The sequence below is a fragment of the Bifidobacterium rousetti genome, from assembly GCF_008698235.1.
In the GTDB taxonomy this organism is placed as follows: Bacteria; Actinomycetota; Actinomycetes; order Actinomycetales; family Bifidobacteriaceae; genus Bifidobacterium; species Bifidobacterium rousetti.
In genome coordinates this window covers 165,788-183,984 of the sequence record NZ_PEBH01000001.1, presented here as the reverse complement: position 1 = coordinate 183,984, position 18,197 = coordinate 165,788, and the positions used below count along the sequence as shown (strand labels likewise).

The following is an 18,197-nucleotide window of genomic DNA, read 5'->3' as shown; positions in this document are numbered from 1 at the left end:
GGCTGGATGAACAAGTCACATGCGAGTCATATGATGCGGATCCCGCAGGCCGAAGCACCGGCCCGCCCGCGGCGGCTCACTGGTCGAGGAAGTCGCGCAGGGTCTGCGAGCGGGACGGGTGGCGCAGCTTGGACATGGTCTTGGACTCGATCTGGCGGATGCGCTCACGGGTCACGCCGTACACGCGGCCGATGTCGTCCAGGGTCTTGGGCTGGCCGTCCTCCAGACCGTAGCGCATCTTGATGACGCCGGACTCACGCGGGGACAGCGTCTCGAGCACGCTCTTGAACTGCTCCTGCAGCAGGGAGAACGCGACCGCGTCGGACGGGGCGATGGCGTCGGTGTCCTCGATGAGGTCGCCGAACTCGGAGTCGCCGTCCTCGCCGAGCGGGGTGTGCAGGGAGATCGGCTCACGGCCGTACTTCTGGACCTCCTGCACCTTCTCGACGGGCATGTCGAGCTCGCGCGCCAGCTCGTCGGGCGTGGGCTCGCGGCCCAGATCCTGCAGCATCTGGCGCTGCACGCGCGACAGCTTGTTGATGACCTCGACCATGTGCACGGGCACGCGGATGGTGCGCGCCTGATCGGCCATGGCGCGGGTGATGGCCTGACGGATCCACCATGTGGCGTACGTAGAGAACTTGAAGCCCTTCTTCCAATCGAACTTCTCGACCGCGCGGATCAGACCGAGGTTGCCTTCCTGGATGAGGTCGAGGAAGAGCATGCCGCGGCCGGTGTAGCGCTTGGCGAGCGAGACGACGAGTCGCAGGTTGGCCTCAAGCAGGTGGTCCTTGGCCTTCTTGCCGTCGTTCGCCGCCCACTTGAGCTCGCGCTTGCGCTTGAAGTCCATCGTGTCGCCCTCGGTGTCCAGCAGGTGCTGGGCGTACAGGCCGGCCTCGATGCGCTCGGACAGGTCGACCTCCTGTTCGGCGTTCAGCAGGTTCACGCGGCCGATCTGCTTGAGGTAGTCCTTGACCGGATCGGCGGTGGCGCCCGCGGTGATCACGCGGCGCTTCGGGTTGCCGGCCTTGCCACGGCGGCGGGGCTCGTCGTCCTCGTCGTCGTCGCGTACGACGAATGCGCCCTTCTGCTTGGGCTCCTCGACGGCTTCGGGCTTGTCGTCCTCATCGTCCTCGTCATCGACATCGACGTCGTCGTCCTCATCGGACTCGTCGACGTCGTCCTCGTCCTCATCCTCGCCTTCGGCATCGGGATCGTCGACGTCCTCGCCGTCCAGCTCCTCGTCGATACCCTCGATGCCCTCGTCCTCGAGGTCGTCCCCCTCCTCGAGCTGGTCGACGGCGTCCTCGGCCTCGACATCCTTCGGCTTGTCGGGTTCCTCGGACTTCTTCCTGCGGCTCGTGCGCTTCGGCGCGGCCTTCTCGGCGGTCTTGCCGGCTGCGGTCTTCCTCGCGGTCGACTTCCTTGCGGTGGTCTTCTTCGCGGTGGTGGCTTTCGTGGCGGAGGCGGCCTTGGTCTCGTCCTTCGTTTCCTCGGTCTTGTCGCCGGCCGTCGTGCTCTTGGTAGCCAAACTTTCCTCCTCGCGGGTCCTCGCCCCGGCCTGCATATACCACATGGGCACACTTATGGCAAGGGCAAATCGTCAACTATGTGAGTAAACCACTTCATAGGGACGATTATTCCCGGATGCCGTCCGCATGCCGTCCGAGGATCATCAGACCGGGGCGAGAACACGGCGAGGACACGGTGAGGACGCGGAAGGACGAGGCACGGCGTCAGCCGCGCATGCGTCCCCGTTCATCGCAGGGGCGTGCGTCCCTGTCGGCCGCGTACAGGATGAGGGCCGCCAGCGAGCACTCCCCATCGGCCTCGAGGCTGCGCATCGCGTACATCGGGGCCCGCGGGTCCTCGACCCACCACAGGATGTAGGCGATCGACGCCAGAGGCTGCGCGGCGAGCCTGTGGGGCACCAGCATCGCCATCCGGTCGAACATCGCGATGCCGGTCCTGCACCGTTCCATATCGGGGTGCCAGGCGTCGCCGAAGGAGTCGTACATCAGGTCGCGCACGGTCAGGGCCACCTCGGGTGCGGCGGGACGCGACAGGATGTCCATCATCACGTCCCTGTCGCATTCCCCGCAGCGCGAGACCAGCGACAGGATCAGCGCGTCGCGGATCGCCAGCGTCTCGTTCATGCCGACCGCCAGCGCCGCCATGACCTCATCGTCGAGGTCGTCGTCACCGTCGTCGAGATGGTCGAGCCACTCGTCAAGGGGCCCCTCCATCCACTCCCTGTTCGCCCGTTCCGGCCCCTGCTCGCGCCGGGCGCGGCGCAGATGCTCCGTCATGTCCTCGACCAGATCCTCGATCGGCTCCTCGATCGGCCCATGGCCGCGGTCGCGATCGTCCCTGCGTCGTTTCGTGTATCTGCTCATGTCATCCTCCTTGATGAACGCTGTCGCATGGTTGGTTGGTGATTGGGTTGGGTGACGGCGATCCGCACGGCGGCCGCCGCCGGGCCCAGTATGCAGGCCGATGCGTCGCGGCCGCCACGCACGCGGCCGCTGTGGACGAAGCCCCGCGCCATCCACCGGATGACCGCCGCGCTGTTGTAATCGCCGCGGGTTGTGGATAACTTAGAAGGCATGTGCAGAACCGACGATGACCGTTCCCTGATCGAACCCCGTATCGCCGCCCTCGTGGCCGGACGGACGGGCGCGCCCCGCGACGCGGGGGTGCCGGGCGCGTGCCAAGACGTGATGGACGAGGTCATCGCCCAGGGCGTCTCCTCGAGCGAGGGCGGCAAGCGCCTGCGCGCGCTGCTCGCCCTGACCGCCTACGACGTGTTCGGCGGGGAGTCCGGCTCGCGCGGCGCGATGGTGGACATGGCGTGCGCGATCGAGGTGTTCCAGACGGCGGCGCTGGTGCACGACGACATCATCGACGAATCCGACCTGCGCCGCGGCAAGCCGAGCGCCCACCGCGCGCTGGAGGACTGGACGGGGGACACGGCCATCGGACGCGGGCTCGGGCTGATGCTCGGGGACCTGCTGGCCACCGCGTGCGTGGCCATCGCCAACGACGCCGCCAAGGGTCTTCCCGACTCCCCCGCCCTGCTCGACGCGTTCCTGGACATGCAGCGTGAGGTGGAGATCGGACAGGTGCTCGATCTGGCGGTCGAACGGGCCGACCTCAACGACCCGGCCACGCTGGCCGAAGCGTCGCTGGGCGTGTTCCGATGGAAGACCGCCAGCTACACGACGATCGCGCCGCTGCGTCTGGCGCTGCTCGCGTGCGGCGCGGACCCCGATCGCGCGCGCCGCACGGCCGAGGCCATCGGCCTGCCGCTGGGGCTCGCCTTCCAGCTCGAGGACGACCTGATCGACGTGATCGGCTCCAGCCGCACCAGCGGTAAACCGGTCGGCGGCGACATCCGCGAGGGCAAGCGCACGGTGCTGCTGGCCGACGCGCTCGAGGCCGCGTCGAGCGTCGAACGCGGCGAGCTCATCGCCATGTTCGAGGCGGAGTCGCGTTCCGACGACGACGTGAGGCGCGCGATCGGCCTGTTCCGCTCCACGGGCGCCGTCGACCGGTCGAAGGCGCGCATCGGCGCACTGTGGGACGAGACGCGTCGGGCGATCGACGCGGCCGTGCCGGACGAGGACGGCCGCGGCCGCCTTGCCGGCATGTGCGCGAGGTTCGTGCCGGACGTGGCCGGCCGGTAGAGTAGTTCGTGACATTTCCAGCACATCGAGGAATCTACGATAACCACTATGAGTGAAGCCGCAAACGCGCCCGAAGGCCAGTTGATCGAAGGACGGTACCGCGTCGTGCGCAGGATCGCGCAGGGCGGCATGGCCACGGTGTACGAGGCACGAGACGAGCGTCTGGCACGCACCGTCGCCATCAAGGTCATGCACACGCAGCTGGCGCAGGGGCCGCACCGCGACCAGTTCATCGAACGCTTCCGCAGGGAGGCGCGTTCGGCGGCGCAGATCGCCAACCCGCACATCGTGCAGGTGTACGACACGGGCGAGTTCAACGGCCTCGCCTATCTGGTGATGGAGTACGTGCACGGCGTGAACCTGCGGTACGAGATGAACCGGCAGGGCACGTTCACCGTGCGCGAGACCCTGCGCATCATCGCCGAGACGCTCGACGGGCTCGCCTCCGCGCACCGCGTCAACGTGGTGCACCGCGACATCAAGCCCGAGAACATCATGCTCAACGACCGCGGACGCGTGCAGATCACCGATTTCGGTCTGGCGAAGGCCACCTCGCAGGCCACACTCTCCTCGACCGGCATGCTGTTGGGGACGGCCGCCTACCTGCCTCCGGAGACCATCGAACGCAACGAGGCCACGCCGCAGGGCGACCTGTACGCGGTGGGCATCATGGCGTGGGAGATGCTGGCCGGCGAGGTGCCGTTCATCTCGGACAACCCGGTCACGCTCGTCTTCAGGCACGTGCACGAGGACGTGCCCTCCGTGGCGGTGCCGTGCCCCGGCATCGACCCGTCCGTGGCACGGTTCATCGCGCATCTGACGGCCCGTTCGATCGACGCGCGCCCCCGGAACGCGGCCGCCGCGCTCGACGAACTGCAGTCGGTCGCCTCGGCGCTGTCGCCGGAGGCATGGGCGTACCGCAGACCGGAACATGACGCTTCGGCGGACGTCCGACCGGCGCCCGCCGGTCCGATGCTCGCCGGCACCGGCGCGACCCCGGTCGCCGGCGGCACGGGTGAGGCGGACGCAGCCCCCGCAGCCGGCACAGGCACGGACATGGGCACAGGCACGGTCTCCCCCCTGTTCCCCGATCATGGCACCGCAGACGGATCCGACGTCGATGCGCGGACGCTGCGCTCGCAACGTCTGCCCGACATCCCGCCGGCCCCGACGCCGTCGCCCCGGACACAGACGGTGGACCACGCGGACACGGCGCAGCCCACCGTCGCGATCGGATCGGCCGAGACACGCATGATGCCCACGCCGGAGGCCACCGGGCAGACGCAGACCATGCCGGCGACCGCCGCCGACGCCAAGGGAACCGGCGAAACCGGCGACGCCAACGGGGCCAACAGGGCCAACGCGACCGCAGACAAGGCCACGGATGGCGCCGTCGCCAAACGCAAAAGCCCGAAGAAGGCGATCCTCATCGCCGTCGCCGTCATCCTCACGCTCGCGCTGGCGGGCGGCGGCACCGGCGCATGGTGGTACTACCTCGGTCCGGGAAGCTACTGGACGCTGCCCAAACCGTCAGACGTGACCTGCACGGAAGGTCAGGCGTGCCGGATCGCCGGCGCGAAATGGCAATCGTACGAGAGCCTGCTCAAGACGGCGGGCATCCCGTACAAGACCTCGGAGGACTACAGCGATACCGTCACGCAGGGCGCGATCGTCTCCGCGAAGCTCGCCGGCGCGGATGCCGTCGTCGACGGACATGTGAGCAAACGCCACACGCAGACGCTGACCGTGGTGGTATCCAAGGGCGTCAGGATGGCGACGATCCCCACGGACATCCTCGATCCGAACTCGTCGAACGGCAAGGCGCCGCTCGACGCGCTGAAGAACGCCGGGTTCACGAATGTCAAGCACGACGAGTCGAAGGACGCCTACTCGGAGACCCTGCCCGAAGGCGTGACGCTCACCGTCTCCCCCGATCCCGGCACCACGCTCAAGCACAACGACGAGGTGACGGTCACGCTGTCGAAGGGCCCGATGCCTGTCCAGATGCCCGACATCGTCGGCCGTTCCAAGGACGAGGCCGCGCAGGCGCTGTCCGACCTGAAGCTCAAGTCGAACTTCACCGAGCAGTTCAGCGACACCGTGGAGGCCGGCAAGGTGATCTCCGCGTCCGTCGCGAAGGACACGCAGCTGCACTGGGGCGATTCGGTCGACGTGGTCGTCTCCAAGGGCCCGCAGATGGTGACGATGCCCGACGTGCGAGGACAGGCCTACGACGACGCGGCCAAGACCCTGCAGGCGCTGGGACTGGACGTGCAGAAGAGCGCGCCGCTCGGCGACCTGACGCATACGGTGCGTCTGCAGGACCCGGCCCCGGGCCAGCAGGTGCGCGTGCGCGACGCGAACGGCAAGAAGACCGTGGTGACGCTCACGGTCGTATGAGCTGAATCGCGAATCGTGTGATCGCATGATGAAGGGCGGACCCGTGAAAGGGTCCGCCCTTCATCATCCTGTGTCCAAGTTGTATCCAGACTGTGCCGGGTTTTGCCGGCCGACAGCCTACCGCGCGGTCTCGTCGGCTTCCTCGGCCTCCTGCTTCGCCTTGAGCTCGGCCTTGACCTTCTGAGCGTACTCCGGCACATATTCCTGGCCGCTGAGCTTCTGGATCGCGGCGGTCAGCTGGTCGGTGAGGGCGCGCAGATCATCGTGCGTGATCTCGTCCGCCGGCTTCTTCTCGACCTTGATCGGCTTGCCGTAGATCACCTGCGTGCGGCCCTTCTTCGGGATCGTCGTGCCGATCGGCTGGAGCTTGTCCGAGCCGATGAGCGCGGTGGGCACGATCGGGCAGCCGGTCTCGAGCGCGAGTCGGGCCACGCCGGTGTGCCCCTTGTACAGGCGCCCGTCGGGGCTGCGCGTGCCCTCGATGTGGATGCCGAACAGGTGGCCGTCCTCGATGATCTCACGCGCGTGCTCGAGCGCGCCGAGGGACTTGTTGCCGCCGGAGCGGTCCACCGGGAAGACGCCCACGGACGTGAACCACCACTTCTTGAACTTGCCCTTGATGCCCTTGCCCTCGAAGTACTCGGCCTTGCCCATGAAATGCACCATGCGCGGGCAGGTGATCGGGATCAGCGCGTCGTCGATGACGGCCAGATGGTTGGCGGCGATGATCGCGCCGCCCTTGCGCGGAATGTTCTCCAGACCCTTGGCGGTGGGACCGAGATGATGACGTGCGATGGGACCGAAGACCTTGACGAAGAACCAGTAAAGCACTGCGTTTCCCTCCCCGCGCAAACACCCGCGGCAGATTAGAGTGGTATGTATGACTGACCTCAACAATACCAACGCGGACGACGAGCGCACAAACCCCGCGCCGGATGGCGACGCGGCCTCCGGCAAGGCGCAGGGCCCACAGGCCCCGGCGGCGAAGCCGGCCGACCTCGGCAACCTCGACGAGGCGTGGGCCGCGTTCGAGGCGGAGCACCGGGACGACCTCGACGACGTGGCCTCCTCGCGCAACGCGAAACGTTTCCAGAAGCACGCCGAACGCAAGGAGAAGGAGCAGCTCTTGCATGTGCGAGACCTCGCCCCGGACTCCTTCTCCCGTACGGGATCGACCCACGGGCCGCGTGATTTCACCGGTTCCAGCTGGCTGGACACCGATGCCGTGATGGACGCCGAAGGCGACGACTTCGTGCCGCCGAACCCCAGCATCGGCCCGGTCAAGGGCACGAAGCTCGTCTTCTGGATCCTGCTCGTCGCGGGCGTGGCCGGTGTCATCGGCTCGGTGTTCGTGCCGGCGCTCACCGGCATCCTCGGCACGGTGTTCGGCGTGTGCGCGCTGATCGGGGGCGCCGGGCTTATCGTTCAGCACAAGGGCCACAAGGAGACCCGCGAGGACGAGTTCGACGACGGTGCCCGCGTCTGAAGCCTTGGGGAGCCTCGGTCGGGAGTTCACGACGCGGAACGTATGAAGGCCGCCCCGTTGCTGAGGGTGGCCTTCATGGAATCATATACCGGGACTACGGGAAGTGCGTCCGAAGCGGGACACGTCTCCCGCTTCGGATCACGCCTTGGACTTGGCGGTCTCAATCCACTTGTCGAGCAGGGTCTGGGCCTTGCCGGAGTCGACAGTCTCCTCGGCGAGCCTGTACGCCTCGCGGAACCGCTCGGCCAGCGTGCCGTCGGCGGCGTCGGAGATCAGGTGGCCGTCGGCGACGATGGCGGACGCCGTGTTGAGCAGCGCGGTGGTGCGGGCAGGGATGTCCTTGCCCGCGAGGAAGTCGCGGAACGCGGCGGCGTTGACCTCGGGCTCACCGCCCTTGAGCTGTGTGACATCGATCTTGGCGAGGCCGAGCTCGACGGTCGGGTCGAATTCGGTCTCGGTGACCTTGCCGTCGCGGATCTCCCACACGGAGACCGGGCCGGTGGGCGCGAGTTCGTCGAGACCCTCGTGCGAGGTGTAGACCATGCCGGACTGGCCGTTGGCCGCGTACACGGCGGCCATGATCGGGCTGACCTCGCGCTTGGCGCAGCCGATGGCCACGTGGGCGGGCTTGGCCGGGTTGGTCAGCGGCCCGAGGACGTTGAACACGCACGGGATGCCGAGGGCGGCGCGGATGGGGCCGACGAAGCGCATGGCCGGGTGGAAGGTGCGGGCGAACGCGAAGGTGATGCCGACCTCGTCGCCGACCTCGCCGACCGCCTCGGGCTTCAAGTCCAGGGGAAGGCCGAGCGCCTCAAGCACATCGGCAGCGCCGCACTTCGAGGAGGCGGCGCGGTTGCCGTGCTTGACGATCTTGACGCCCGCGGCCGCGGCGGCGACCGCGCCCATCGTGGACAGGTTCACGGTGGAGAAGCCGTCGCCGCCGGTGCCGACGATGTCAGTGGTCTCGCCGGAGACGTTGAGCGGCACCGCGTGCGAGACCATGGCCTTGGCCGCGCCGGACACCTCCTCGGGAGTCAGGCCCAGCTGCTGCTGCATGGCGAGGGCCGCGCCCACGGCCGCCGGGTTCGCGTTGCCCTTCATCAGATCATCGACGAACCACTCGGACTCCTCGGCGCTCAGATGGTCTCCCCCGACCAGCTTGGTGAGAATCGACTTCCATGTGATCTCTGCCATTGTTCCTCCTTGGCGCTTCACGCGCCTTCATAACCCAAGTGACGGGCCTTATTCTAGCCGTCTCAGGTTTCCTGCTCCCCCGGCTTCCATATTGCAGAACCAGCGGAACCAAGGACGGCACGATGCGACGACCGTCTGGACGAGTGGGAGCGTCGCTTGAGGCTCTACGCCGCCTCGCAGGGCTTCACCGTGAAATGAGCGGCATGTACTCCGATCCTTATGCGATCCTCGGAGAAACCGCTACTTGCCGATGCCGGGCAGGACGTAGGTGAACTGGACGCGGTCCACAGCGGTGTTGGCGGGGGCGACGAACGAATGCACCTTGAAGCCCTTGCCGAGTTTCTCGTCGATGGTCTTCTGCAGTTCGTCGAGCACCTTGTCGTCCATGCCCTTGACGGAGTCGGCGAGCTCACGGGCGCCGTCATCAAGCCGGTCTGCGCCGTCGGCGGCTGAGACGGCCCCCGAGGCGAGGCTACGAGCGCCCGAGTCCGCCGCGGCGGCTCCGGTGGCGAGGCTGTTGGCGCCGTCACGCGCGGCCGACAGTCCCTTCGCCAGCTCCTCGGCACCGGAGGCGGCGGATTGCGCCCCCGTGTTGAGCTGTCCGACGGCGGTGTGCACCGACGCCAATCCCTCGGCCAGTTGCGCAAGGGACGCCTGCGTGGCCGCGGAGTCGGCCGACGATCCGTTGGACGAACCGTTCACCTTCGCGTCGAGCTGATCCACTCCCCCGCTCAGCTGGCCGATACCGGAGGAGATGTTCGTGTAGCCGTCAAGCGCCTGTCCGAGCGCCTGATACTGCCCTTTGGCGTTCTCCACCTGCGCCATGGCGGTCACGGCCTTGTCGAGCGCCGCGATGGCCTGAGCGTCGCCGGGATTCTGCTTCACGGCGGCCAACGCCTGGGCATACGCCTGTCGCGACGCCGTCTCGGCCGCATCGATGTCGCCGCCGACCTGCGTGAGGGTCGCCTGTTGTCCGCCGTCGAGCGCCTGACGGTACTGCCCATCCCCCTGTTTCAGGGCGTCCGACCCCTGTTTGAGCGTGGTGACGCCCTGCGAGAGTGCCGTCATCTGTTCGGGCAGTCCCTTGACGCCCGCGCTCATGCGTCCGCTGGCGTCGTACAGTTGCGCCAGTCCGTCGGCCAGTTGCCGGTTGCCCTGCGCAAGTGTCCCGGCGCCTCGGGCGAGTGTTTCCGTTCCGCCGGCGAGGGATTGCGCCCCGCGGTTGAGTTCGGCGGTTCCGGTGGCGAGCGAACCGATTCCCCGGCTCAGTTCCCGGTTGCCTTGGGCGAGGGATGTCGTGCCGTCCGCCAGCTGCGCGGTGGCGTCGCCGAGTTTGCCGGTCTGCTCGGTGAGCTGGGAGGTGTCCTGATCGCGCACATCCAGCGCCATGTCGAGGCTCATCGCGATGATCTGCCATCCGGAGCTGGTGAAGTCCTTGGCCCGGCCGCGGATGGTGAACGTTCCGGTTTCCCCGGGCAGGACCATGCCGGAGACGACGGTGTTGCCGCCGGATTGGGCGAGGGCGGCGTCGCCGGCGTCGGTGATGTCGAGCGCCTCCTGCGGGAACGTGCCCTGCGCCTGGATCACGTAGGCGTCGGCGAATTCACGGGTCGCCTTGTCGGCGGATTCGTTGGGCGCGATGCGCAGGGTCATGGCGAGTTCGCCGTCAGCCCCGTCCAGCTCCTTGGCGCCGACGGCCCTGCCGTCCAGCGTGTAGTCGACGCTGACGTTCCAAGGCAGTGCGGTATCGGCCTTGAGATCACCCTGATAGTAGAACGGTTTGTTCTCGAGGGTGGTGACGTCCACCTTGCCGTTTGTCTCCTTGAGTTTGGCATCTGTGGTGAGGTTCGTGACCTTGGTGTACGAGCCCGGGTCCTGGACGGTGCGTGGCTGCCCGGCGTCGAAGGTGTTGACCACGTAGATGCCGGAGACGGCGCCGTTGGCCTTGGCCTTGATGTAAACGGTCTCGTCCTTGCCGTTCCCCTCTCCGCTATCGCCCCCATTGCTCGCCGGTGTCACCACCGCCGTGGTGTGCGCGGGTGTTCGGGACGCGTCCGTGCCCGCGGCATTCGCCGGGGACATCGCCGGAACCGTGAGGAGCACGGTCGCGAGGAACGCGGCGATGGTGGGCGCGAGGATTCTTCTGACCGTCGTGCGTCGACGGTCGGCGATGGGGTTCGTGGTGTTGTCGGTCGTGGTCATCGTGCGATCTCCTTCATGGTGTGGGTGGCGGTATTGGTCGTCAATTGGGTGGCGGGTTGGTCATTGGGGTGATCGGATCGCGCGCCGGATCGCGCGCCGGATTGTTCGTCGTCGCGGAGGCCCAGTCCGATCGAGGTGCGTCGTATCAGCCCGTCGGATACGCGGAACAGCCACGGCAGCAGCAGGAACATGAGCAGCATCGAGACGAGGGCGCCGCGGGAGATGAGCAGGCCGATCTCGCTGATCACGCCGTTGGAGGCGATGCGCCACACGGCGAATCCGGCGCTGATGAGGATCGTGGCCGAGGTGAGGATCGTGATCGCGGAATGCTGGATGGACAGGCGTGTCGCCTCATGTGGCCCGTGCCGTCGTCGCTGGTCCAGATATTCGCGTGTGTAGATGATGCCGTAGTCGACGGCCGCTCCGAGCTGCACGGCCTCGATGACGAGGTATCCGATGTAGTTGATGGTGTCGCCGGTCACGTATGGCACGGCGAGGTTGAGCCAGATCGAGATTTCGATGGCGAGCAGCACGACGACCGGAATCGCGATCGACCGGAACACGATGAGCAGCACGAGCGCGATGCTGCCGATGGAGAACAAACGCACCTTGCCGGTGTCGGCGCGCACCACATCCCTCAGATCGTAGGTGCTCACCGTCGTGCCGACCAGTCGGTAGTCCTCGCCGTAATGACGAGCGACGGTGTCACGCACCTCGGGCACAAGCGCGTAGGCGTCCTTCGATTCGGTCTGCACATCCATCGATACGACGAGACGCGACCATCCGTGCGAGATGAGCTGGTCCAGCTGATTGCCGGGGACGATGGCGGTCGGCATCGCCCTGCCGGCCATGGTGATGTACGAGGTGACGTCGGTGACGTGCGGCAGCTGTTCGACGTCGTCGATGACGGCCTGCTCATCCGACCATCGTCCTTCGGGGACCATGATGACCCATGTCTCCGAGCGGCCGAAGGCGTCGTTGACGTGGTCGGCGTCGGATTTGAGCCGGCTGCCCGGCTGCACGAAGTCAGCCGAGCCGTAGATGAAGTCATTGCGATCCTGCGCCACATAGGCGGGAACGGCGGCGATGAGGATCGCCAGCGCCGCCGGCAGGGCGATGCGCATCGAGACTCGCGCGAACCGGGAGAACGAGGGCATGAGATACCTGTGCTCCAGTGCGTTCAACGGTTTGAGACACACGAGGATCAGGCAGGGCATGAGCATCATGATCGACAGGAAGCTGAACACGATGCCCTTGGAAAGCACGATGCCCATGTTCACGCCGATGCCAAAGCGCATGACCGTCAGCGAGAGGAATCCGAAGAAGGTGACGGCCGCCGAGCTCAGGATCACCGTGAAACTGCGGATCACGGTCTCGGTCATCGCCTTGACCGGCGTGGCGCCGGGCATCTCCTTCTCCACTCTGCGGAACGTGTGCAGCAGCACGATCGCGTAGTCCATGGACACGGCGAGCTGGAGAATGGCTCCGCAGATCTGGCTGACGAAGCTGATCTCGCCGAGTATGATGTTCGACCCCATGTTCATTACGATCGCGACGCCGATGACGATGAGGAAGATCACCGGCTCGAACCATGAATGCGAGGTGATGAGCAGGATGCCGACGACGATCGCCACGGCGATGGCCATGATCAGCACGATCTCGGTGGCGGTGGATCCCTGGGCCTCAGCCGTGGTGACGCCGTCGCCGGTCATCGTCACGCGCGCCGCATGCGCTTGTTCGGCCACGGCCCGGGCCTCGGGCACCGCGTCAACCAGCTTGGACGAGTCGATGGTCAGCTGGTACAGGTACCCCTTGTCCGTTTTCCACGAAGAGACGGTGTCCGCGTCCTGGATCTCCGCCGGCGCCTTGGTGTCGACGACCGAGCCGAGCCACATGACCTCATCGACGCCGTCGATGTCGGCCAGATCGTCGGCGAGCCGGTCCGCCTGCGTTGCGGTGATGTCCTCGACGTACAGGCGCGCGTTCGGCACACCCGCGTCGAAGGACGCCTTCATGTCGTCGAGCGCGATGACGGACGGCGCGTCCTTCGGCAGGTAGTCGGCGAACGAATAGTTGACTTTGACCTGTGGATAGGCGATCGCCCCGAGTATCGTCAGCATCGCGAAGACGACGATCACGATGACGCGATGTTTCAGAAAGCCGTTGATGATCCGTCGCACCGGATACCCCCTGACAGTTTCCTTACAGCCGTGTGTTTTACTACAACTGTTGTCTTACGGGGTATCATTATTGGAGACGCCGGATCGCCTTGCAACCATCAGCTTGGACGCCTTCCGATGGATAAGCTACGAATATGACCAACAGCTGTAGGAAAAACGACAATGAACACTAAAAATGACGTCAAAATGGATCGCCGAACACGGCGCACGCGTCTTCTTCTGCAGGAGGCGCTGCTACGTCTGCTGGCCGACAAGCCCCTGAACAGGATCACGGTCACCGAACTGACGGAACTGGCCGATGTCAACCGCGTCACGTTCTACGCGCACTACCACGATGTATACGACATGTTCGACCAACTCAGGCTCGATCTGATCGACATGTACACGGACATGACGCACCGGCACACCCAGGAGATGTGCAACGGCGACTACCGGCCGTTCATTCGCGAGGTCTACATGTCACTGGACGGACGGGAACAGCTCCTCTCGCTGCTGTCGACGCCGTCCGGCTGCGGGTTGTACGCAGACATCATCGACGCGATTTCCAAGGTCTGCACCGAGACGGTCGCGCCGCAGATCACTCTGGGGATAACCACCGGCCACGCCATCGGGACCGACGGCGTGGCCGGCGCGGACGACGCGTCCGGCGCCGGCGAGACGACGACTGATCGGATGACGGTCGACCCGACGATGGTCGACCCGACGATGGCGAAGACGCTCATCGACTACCAGTTCGGCTACATCGCCGGAGGGGTCGTGAACATGCTCAAAGACTGGTTCCGCCGAGGCAGGCGGGAGTCCATCGAACTCATGGTCGGCATGACCTCGAACCTGATCTCGCATTCGGGGCCCGAGGTCTACCGGGAGAACCTGCAGCTGCTCGACGAAACGACAGAGACAGCGGAAACTCGCTGAGTAGATACGGGAAAGCCCCGCCGATTCATCATCACGTGAACCAGCGGGGCTTTCTTCATTCGTGCAGAGCGGTCAGCTCACTGCTCGTTCTGGCCGTGGCACATCTTGTACTTACGGCCGGAACCGCACGGGCACAGCGCGTTCTTGCCGGTGCCGGGGAACGTGCGGCCGTCAGCCCACGGGGTCTTGAGCTCCTCGTTCTTCGGGCGCTTGTTGGCCGGGACCTTGCCCTCGGCGTGGCTGATCGGGGCCGGGCCGGAGATGGCGGAGGTGGCCTCGCCAGCCTCGGAGGCCTTCGCGGCCTCGGCGATCGCCTGCTTCTCCTCGGCGCTCTCCTCCTCGGCTTCGGTCTCGCCCTCGCCTTCGGCGGCCTCGGCGGCGGTCTCGCCGTTCTCGTCCGGGCCGGTCGCGTTGACGGCGTCGGCCGCGGCGGAGGCGTCGGTCTGCTCCTCGGCGTCCTCGGTCCTGGCGATCTGCTGGATGTCGACGTGGAACAGCAGCTGGACGGTCTCCTCCTTGATCGCGTCGATCATGGAGTTGTACATCTGATAGCCCTCACGCTGGTACTCGACCAGCGGGTCGCGCTGACCCATGCCGCGCAGGCCGATGCCGTCCTTGAGGTAGTCCATCTCGTAGAGGTGCTCGCGCCACTTGCGGTCAAGCACGGCGAGCACGACGCGGCGCTCGAGCTGGCGCAGGCCGTCGGCGCCGAGCTTGTCCTCGAACTCGGCGTACTTGGCCTTGGCGTCGGCGACGATCACGTCGCGCACGGCCTCGACGGCCTTCTCGCCCTTCTTGCCTTCGGCGGCCTTCTCGGCCTCCTCGACGGTCACGTCGGTCGGCAGGACGGTGTTGAGCGCCTTGAACAGGCCCTCCCAATCCCAGTCCTTCGGCTTGTCGGAGCCGTTGTTGGCGCCCTTGACGTAGCTCTCCACGGTGTCGGAGATGAAGCGCTCGATGTCCTCGTGGATGTCCTCGCCCTTGAGCACCGCCTGACGCTCGGCGTAGATGACGGTGCGCTGCTTGTTCATCACATCGTCGTACTTGAGGACGTTCTTACGGATCTCGAAGTTCTGCGACTCACGGGCCTTCTGCGCGGTGCGCACGCCCTTGGAGACGCTCTTGGAGTGGATCGGCTCGCCTTCCGGCAGGCCCTTGGCCATCACGCGGGCGACGAGCTGCGTGTTGAACAGGCGCATCAGGTCGTCCTCGAGGGACAGGTAGAAGCGGGACTCGCCCGGATCGCCCTGACGGCCGGAACGACCGCGCAGCTGGTTGTCGATACGACGGGACTCGTGGCGCTCGGTGCCCAGCACGTACAGGCCGCCGAGCTCCTTGACCTCCTCGTGCTCGTCCTTGACCTGGGCCTTGACCTCGTTCAGGGTGCCCGGCCAGCGCTTCTCGTACTCCTCCGGGGTGTCCTCCGGCGAGTAGCCCTCGGACTTGAGCTTGGCGTCGGCGAGGAACTCGACGTTGCCGCCGAGCATGATGTCGGTACCACGACCGGCCATGTTGGTGGCCACGGTGACGGCGCCCTTGCGGCCGGCGACCGCGACGATCGCGGCCTCCTTGTCGTGCTGCTTGGCGTTGAGGACCTGATGCGGGATGTTGGCGACGTCGAGCAGCGTGGAGACGACCTCGGAGCTCTCGACGGACGCGGTGCCGAGCAGGACCGGCTGGCCCTTGGCGTGGCGGGCGGCGACGTCCTTGATGACGGCGGCGAGCTTCTCCTTCTTGGTGCGGAAGATGAAGTCGTCCTGGTCCTTGCGGATCATCGGGCGGTTGGTCGGGATCGGCAGCACGCCCAGCTTGTAGGTGCTCATGAACTCGGCCGCCTCGGTCTCGGCGGTACCGGTCATGCCGGAGAGCTTGTCGTACATGCGGAAGTAGTTCTGCAGGGTGATGGTCGCGAAGGTCTGGTTCTCGGCCTTGACCTCCACGCCCTCCTTGGCCTCGATGGCCTGATGCAGGCCCTCGTTGTAGCGGCGGCCCGGCAGCACTCGGCCGGTGTGCTCGTCGACGATGAGGACCTCGCCGTGGGTGACGACGTAGTCGCGGTCGCGCAGGAACAGCTCCTTGGCCTTGATCGCGTTGTTGAGGTAGCCGATCAGGGCGGTGTTGGCCGGCTCGTACAGGTTGTCGATGCCGAGGAAGTCCTCCACCTTGGTGATGCCCGGGTCCTTGATGCCGACGACCTTCTTCTTCTCGTCGACCTCGTAGTCCTCGTCGCGGGTGAGCTTCAGGACCAGCTTGGCGAAGGTGCGGTACCAGCGGGTGACGTCGCCCTCGGCCGGGCCGGAGATGATCAACGGGGTACGGGCCTCGTCGATGAGGATGGAGTCGACCTCGTCGACGATGGCGAAGTGATGGCCGCGCTGCACCAGCTCGTTCTTCTCCCACGCCATGTTGTCGCGCAGGTAGTCGAAGCCGAACTCGTTGTTGGTGCCGTAGGTGATGTCGGCGTTGTACTGCTTGCGGCGCTCCGGCGGCTTCTGCTCGGTGAGGATGCAGCCGACGTTCATGCCGAGGAAGCGGTAGATGCGGCCCATCAGCTCGCTCTGGTAGCTGGCGAGGTAGTCGTTGACGGTGACGACGTGCACGCCCTTGCCCTCGAGGGCGTTCAGGTACGCCGGCAGGGTGGCGACCAAAGTCTTGCCTTCACCGGTCTTCATCTCGGCGATGTTGCCCCAGTGCAGCGCGGCGCCGCCCATGAGCTGCACGTCGAAGTGACGCTGGCCGAGGGTGCGCTTGGAGACCTCACGCACGGTGGCGAAGGCCTCGGGCATGATGTCGTCGAGCTTCTTGCCGTTGTCGAGCTCCTGCTTGAACTTGGGCGTCTGGGCCTTGAGCTCCTCGTCGGAGAGCGCCGAGACCTGATCCTCGAGGGCGTTCACGGCCTTGGCCACGTTCTCGAGCTTCTTGATCTGGCGGCCTTCGCCCATGCGCAGGGCCTTATCAACGATATCTACCACTATTCGCTCCTGTGTCGTTCGTTACGTCCGCCGCCTGTCACATGTGTACGAACTGTTTGTCGGTCTCGTGCATCGCGTTGACGATGCACGGGCGGCGGACACACTGCCGACCATCATACGCGACATTGCCGATAACGTCGCCGTATTCCCACATTGAGGTATGGGAAGGCATGGGAAAGGTGATGGAAAAGTCGCGCGGGGCATGCGAAGGGGCTCCCCCGCGCGATGTCCTCGGCGAGGGAGCCCCTGCGATCCTTCAATGGATCATCTGGAATGGATTATTGGATTGCCATTGGATTGCGGATCGTTCCCGGATCACTTGCCCTTCGCGACGTTCTCCGGGGTGTCGATCTCGAACACGCCGTAGCTCCAGCCGTGACGGTGGTAGACGACGGACGGGCGACCGGTCTCCTTGTTGACGAACAGGAAGAAGTCGTGTCCGATCAGCTCCATCTCGTACAGGGCCTCGTCGATGCTCATCGGCTCGGCCAGGTGCAGCTTGCGGCGGATGACGATCGGCGTATCGCCGACCTGGACCTCCACGGACTCGCCCGGACCCAGATCGGAGGCGACCGCGGCGGCGGGGCTGTTGTTCGGCTCCTCCGCTTCGCTCTCCTCCACGACCTCGGGCTCGACGACGCCCAGATCGACGGGAGCGGGATTGGTGTAACCGCGACGGTGATCCTTGCGGCGGTCGCGGGTGCGGCGCAGGCGGAGGGTCAGCTTGTCGAGCGCCATGTCGAGCGCGCTGAACTCATCGGCGCTCGAGGCCTCGGCGCGCACCACGGTGCGACCGGCGATAATGGTGATTTCCACGCGCTTGGCGGTGTCCGCCTGACGCGGGTTGCCCTCGTGCGTGAGCACGATCTGCGCGCGCTGCGCATCCGGGGCGATAGCGGTCACACGATTCATCTTGCTCTCTACGACATCACGGAACCTCTGCTTGACCTGCGTGTGACGTCCGGTAACGACGATTTCCATGTGGACCTCCCTTGACTCAAGCGGTTGCCCGCTATTTGCGTCCCGATCGGCGTCTTCACCGGCCGGGTATGAATCATTGTAGACGAACCTCGCGTAAACGACGGTAGAACTCGCGGGGAGCGATATGTTTCTTTTCCGACTTCGCCGTGAAATATTCCGGTGTGTATGCTGTGCGTTTGCC

At 66.0% G+C, this 18,197-nt stretch carries 12 protein-coding genes; 4 read left to right on the top strand and 8 right to left on the bottom strand.

Annotated features, from left to right (window positions below):
• Positions 1-76: 76 nt before the first annotated feature.
• Positions 77-1,576 (bottom strand): RNA polymerase sigma factor, encoded by a 1,500-nt coding sequence (locus CSQ85_RS00860; RefSeq protein WP_395955997.1) that lies wholly within the window; start codon positions 1,574-1,576, stop codon positions 77-79.
• 160 nt (positions 1,577-1,736) lie between these two features.
• Positions 1,737-2,396, bottom strand: coding sequence for a DUF4192 domain-containing protein (locus CSQ85_RS00855; RefSeq protein ID WP_150382451.1), 660 nt, complete (start codon positions 2,394-2,396; stop codon positions 1,737-1,739).
• A gap of 210 nt (positions 2,397-2,606) precedes the next feature.
• On the opposite strand from CSQ85_RS00855, the gene CSQ85_RS00850 reads away from it, so the two are divergent.
• Together CSQ85_RS00850 and CSQ85_RS00845 are read left to right on the top strand one after the other, a co-directional pair.
• Complete coding sequence (locus CSQ85_RS00850; protein ID WP_150382450.1) at positions 2,607-3,686, top strand: polyprenyl synthetase family protein; 1,080 nt, start codon at positions 2,607-2,609, stop codon at positions 3,684-3,686.
• 48 nt (positions 3,687-3,734) lie between these two features.
• Entirely contained in the window at positions 3,735-6,086 is a 2,352-nt protein-coding gene (locus CSQ85_RS00845) for a protein kinase domain-containing protein (RefSeq protein WP_150382449.1), read from the top strand.
• 117 nt (positions 6,087-6,203) lie between these two features.
• On the opposite strand, the gene CSQ85_RS00840 is transcribed toward CSQ85_RS00845, so the two are convergent.
• Positions 6,204-6,917, bottom strand: coding sequence for a lysophospholipid acyltransferase family protein (locus CSQ85_RS00840; RefSeq protein WP_150382448.1), 714 nt, complete (start codon positions 6,915-6,917; stop codon positions 6,204-6,206).
• A gap of 49 nt (positions 6,918-6,966) precedes the next feature.
• Between CSQ85_RS00840 and CSQ85_RS00835 the strand changes: the two genes are divergently transcribed.
• Positions 6,967-7,572 (top strand): hypothetical protein, encoded by a 606-nt coding sequence (locus CSQ85_RS00835; protein ID WP_150382447.1) that lies wholly within the window; start codon positions 6,967-6,969, stop codon positions 7,570-7,572.
• Positions 7,573-7,710: 138 nt separating this feature from the next.
• On the opposite strand, the gene trpD is transcribed toward CSQ85_RS00835, so the two are convergent.
• From trpD to CSQ85_RS00820, 3 genes are all read right to left on the bottom strand, one after another.
• Positions 7,711-8,766, bottom strand: coding sequence for an anthranilate phosphoribosyltransferase (gene trpD / locus CSQ85_RS00830; protein WP_150382446.1), 1,056 nt, complete (start codon positions 8,764-8,766; stop codon positions 7,711-7,713).
• 240 nt (positions 8,767-9,006) lie between these two features.
• Entirely contained in the window at positions 9,007-10,968 is a 1,962-nt protein-coding gene (locus CSQ85_RS00825; protein WP_150382445.1) for a methyl-accepting chemotaxis protein, read from the bottom strand.
• On the bottom strand, positions 10,965-13,148 hold the full coding sequence (locus CSQ85_RS00820) for an efflux RND transporter permease subunit (protein ID WP_150382444.1): 2,184 nt from the start codon (positions 13,146-13,148) through the stop codon (positions 10,965-10,967). The genes CSQ85_RS00825 and CSQ85_RS00820 overlap by 4 nt, the downstream gene beginning before the upstream one ends.
• A 186-nt stretch (positions 13,149-13,334) precedes the next feature.
• Here CSQ85_RS00820 and CSQ85_RS00815 point away from each other — a divergent pair, with 186 nt between their 5' ends.
• Positions 13,335-14,063: a TetR-like C-terminal domain-containing protein gene (locus CSQ85_RS00815; protein ID WP_150382443.1), complete on the top strand. Its 729-nt coding sequence runs from the start codon at positions 13,335-13,337 to the stop codon at positions 14,061-14,063.
• Between the two features lie 77 nt (positions 14,064-14,140).
• On the opposite strand, the gene secA is transcribed toward CSQ85_RS00815, so the two are convergent.
• Both secA and hpf read right to left on the bottom strand, forming a co-directional pair.
• Positions 14,141-17,035, bottom strand: coding sequence for a preprotein translocase subunit SecA (gene secA / locus CSQ85_RS00810; RefSeq protein ID WP_150382442.1), 2,895 nt, complete (start codon positions 17,033-17,035; stop codon positions 14,141-14,143).
• Between the two features lie 315 nt (positions 17,036-17,350).
• Positions 17,351-18,016, bottom strand: coding sequence for a ribosome hibernation-promoting factor, HPF/YfiA family (gene hpf, locus CSQ85_RS00805; RefSeq protein WP_150382441.1), 666 nt, complete (start codon positions 18,014-18,016; stop codon positions 17,351-17,353).
• Positions 18,017-18,197 lie beyond the last annotated feature (181 nt).

Coding starts and splice junctions, on each gene's coding strand:
- CSQ85_RS00860 (WP_395955997.1), bottom strand. CDS start 1,576: ATGTGGTATATGCAGGCCGGGGCGAGGACCCGCGAGGAGGAAAGTTTG.
- CSQ85_RS00855 (WP_150382451.1), bottom strand. CDS start 2,396: ATGAGCAGATACACGAAACGACGCAGGGACGATCGCGACCGCGGCCAT.
- CSQ85_RS00850 (WP_150382450.1), top strand. CDS start 2,607: ATGTGCAGAACCGACGATGACCGTTCCCTGATCGAACCCCGTATCGCC.
- CSQ85_RS00845 (WP_150382449.1), top strand. CDS start 3,735: ATGAGTGAAGCCGCAAACGCGCCCGAAGGCCAGTTGATCGAAGGACGG.
- CSQ85_RS00835 (WP_150382447.1), top strand. CDS start 6,967: ATGACTGACCTCAACAATACCAACGCGGACGACGAGCGCACAAACCCC.
- trpD (WP_150382446.1), bottom strand. CDS start 8,766: ATGGCAGAGATCACATGGAAGTCGATTCTCACCAAGCTGGTCGGGGGA.
- CSQ85_RS00825 (WP_150382445.1), bottom strand. CDS start 10,968: ATGACCACGACCGACAACACCACGAACCCCATCGCCGACCGTCGACGC.
- CSQ85_RS00815 (WP_150382443.1), top strand. CDS start 13,335: ATGGATCGCCGAACACGGCGCACGCGTCTTCTTCTGCAGGAGGCGCTG.
- hpf (WP_150382441.1), bottom strand. CDS start 18,016: ATGGAAATCGTCGTTACCGGACGTCACACGCAGGTCAAGCAGAGGTTC.